The sequence below is a fragment of the Treponema primitia ZAS-1 genome (genome assembly GCF_000297095.1).
Taxonomy (GTDB): Bacteria; Spirochaetota; Spirochaetia; order Treponematales; family Breznakiellaceae; genus Termitinema; species Termitinema primitia_A.
The window spans coordinates 1-2,734 of the sequence record NZ_AEEA01000001.1; the positions used below are offsets into that span (position 1 = coordinate 1).

Sequence of the window (2,734 nt, forward strand, 5' to 3'; positions counted from 1 at the left end):
TACGGTGAATGTTACCATCACCAACGACACGGTTATAAACGTCTTGAGCTTAAACGGTCTGGTTACGGCGCCGGTTAAAGATACGGCCCCGGACACCACGGGGATTGACGAGAGCCAGTATACCGGAACTGTCACCTGGCAAAAGGGCGATGGGGCATCATTCGCCGGGAACTTTGCCCCCTCTACGGTATACAAAGCTATTGTTACCCTGACCGCTAAAACCGGCTATACCCTTACCGGCGTAGCGGCAAACTGCTTTACCTATACCGGGGCTGCCGTAACGAATGCGGCGGACAGCGGGACCGTAACGATCACCTTCCCGGCTACGGGGGTTGACCTGATCCTTCTTGGGACTTATCCGGGGACGCCCACCGTTACTGTGGAGGGTGATCTTATCAAAAGCATCACCACCACAGCCGGAGAAATCCTCATAGGCCGCAAGGTACATGAGACCCTTACGCTGAAAATAGACAGCAGCGGCGTCCTCCAATTCCGCGATGCCGTGGACGGCAGCATCCCCATAGGCAGCTACGCGGAATTCCAGTTAATTAACACCACACTGGACGGCGCTTACAAGCAGGATGCGGACATAGACCTGCTGGGCATCGCCCCCGGCAGCCCCACCGGCGCATGGTCTGGCCAGGAATGGACGCCGGTGGGTACAGGTTCCGATGATGTTGTTTTCTTCAAGCCCTTTATCGGAACTTTCGACGGCGACGGCAAATCTATCAGCAATCTGTATATAAACAGTCCCACTGCTGACTACCAAGGCCTCTTTGGTTTCGTGGGCAGCGTCAGCGAAGTAAAGAATGTGTATCTCCGCAGTGGCTCCGTTTCAGGCAACGACTATATTGGCGGTATTGCGGGATGGCTCAACGCCCTCATTAGCGACTGCTCCAATAACAGCTCTGTTTCAGGCGTTGAATTTGTCGGCGGCGTGGCGGGGTATAACTCCGGCGTCATCACCGACTGCTCAAATAGCGGTTCTGTTTCAGGCTACGTGTATGTTGGCGGCGTGGCGGGGTATAACACCGGCGCCAGCGCCATCATCACCGACTGCTCAAATAGCGGTTCTGTTTCAGGCCACCAGGATGTTGGCGGCGTGGTGGGGTTTAACTGTAACGTCGGCGTCATCACCGACTGCTCAAATAGCGGCTCCGTTTCAGGCAGCGAGTATGTTGGCGGCGTGGTGGGGCACAACTATGACGTCGGCGTCATCATCGATTGCATCAATAACGGCCCTGTTACCGGCGCTCATTTTATCGGCGGCGTTGCGGGGGGTAACAACGGCGACTCCATCACTGCCTGCACCAATAGCGGCTCTGTTACCGGCGTTTATTGGGTCGGCGGCGTTGCGGGGGAAAATATTAATGTCATCATCGCCAGTTCCAATAGCGGCTCCGTTTCAGGCGACGCGGTTGTTGGCGGCGTGGCGGGGGAGAATGACAGCACCATCATCGCCAGTTCCAATAGCGGCTCCGTTACCGGAACCGGCGGTTTGGTCGGCGGCGTTGCGGGGGACAACTACAGCGCCATCACTGCCAGTTATAACACCGGATCCGTTTCTGGCAGCAGTTCTGTCGGCTACGTGGCAGGGGGGAACGTCGGTACCATCACCGCCTGCTACTGGGCTACCTATAGCGGAGCTGGCGTTGGCGCCAGCGATGGTTCTGGCACCGGGACCGGCGGCACAACACAGTTCAGCGGCGTTGACTGGCCTGACGAAAGCATCGTTACCGGCACTGGTTTCAGCGCCAATGCCTGGGGTATCGGCACAGGAACCGGCATCGGCGCCTATTGGAAGAGTCTGGGCGGCTGGAACGGCGGCGGGGTTAACACGGTGTACCCCAAGCTGTACTGGGAATAGGGAATTAGGAGTGATCGGTCGAGTGTTTTTCTAAGGTAGGTATAGGTATAAAAGCGCAAAGTACATGATAGTGATTTTCGCCCTGGCGGTTGAAACCGGCAGGACAGCGGCAGCGATGGAAACGGCGCGGGAAAAACTCGTCTCGCCCATGCCTGCGGGGATGGGGAATACGCCGGGGATCCCCGCCGCTCCTCCGTCGACGGGTGATTTTGCCGTAGGAACACGCTGGAAATAAGGGAATATAATGAAAAAAGCAGGGATACTGGTACTTGCCGTGTTTTTGTCTGCATTGAACGGTTGTGACATTTTTATGCAGCCGGTAAGCCCTGATGGAAACCTAACCATAACAACAGGAAACGGAGCGCGGTCGGTCTCCGATGATGAAGCGCGATCCTTCCGCTATGAATTTGATTTTACTGGTCCCCGGGGAGAATCCCGTTACGAGAAACTTTCGCCCGGGGAAGAAAGCGTGAACCTTTCTGTCAGCCTGGGGGAATGGACGATAAACGCCCGGGCGTATAAGGCATTTGCCGGCGGGGAAATACTAGTGGGGACGGGAAGCATTACCTATACGGTTACACCGGGAAAGAATTCGGTTTTGGTGTTCATGGAACTAAGCGGGGACTATACCGTGAAGGAAATTACCGCCTTTACCCTTGCCGAAGTATCCGGAACCATAAGCGATACGGATGATGCCAGCGGAACCATCACGGTGACCGTACCCCATGGGACGGATCTTACCAGCATTGCCCCTGTGTTCAGCCATACCGGGGCATCGGTGGATGCCGCTTCCGGTGTGGCCCGGGATTTTTCCGGCGGACCGCTCAGCTACACGGTTACTGCGGCGGATGGGTCCATCAGGACCTA

3 protein-coding genes are annotated in these 2,734 nt (G+C 56.4%); all 3 read left to right on the forward strand.

The genetic code is table 11. From position 1 onward, the window contains the following. Nucleotides 1–1,867: GLUG motif-containing protein (locus TPRIMZ1_RS18000; RefSeq protein ID WP_010252893.1), on the forward strand; the 1,867-nt coding region annotated here is incomplete at its 5' end. Between the two features lie 64 nt (nt 1,868–1,931). After that, complete coding sequence (locus TPRIMZ1_RS20335; RefSeq protein ID WP_157784149.1) at nt 1,932–2,102, forward strand: hypothetical protein; 171 nt, start codon at nt 1,932–1,934, stop codon at nt 2,100–2,102. Between the two features lie 9 nt (nt 2,103–2,111). Beyond that, nucleotides 2,112–2,734, forward strand: a 623-nt coding sequence (locus TPRIMZ1_RS0100015; protein WP_010252894.1) for a lipoprotein, incomplete at its 3' end; no start/stop codon positions are given.

Excerpts from the sequence above, each read along its gene's own strand:
- TPRIMZ1_RS20335 (WP_157784149.1), top strand. The coding sequence starts at position 1,932 with ATGATAGTGATTTTCGCCCTGGCGGTTGAAACCGGCAGGACAGCGGCA.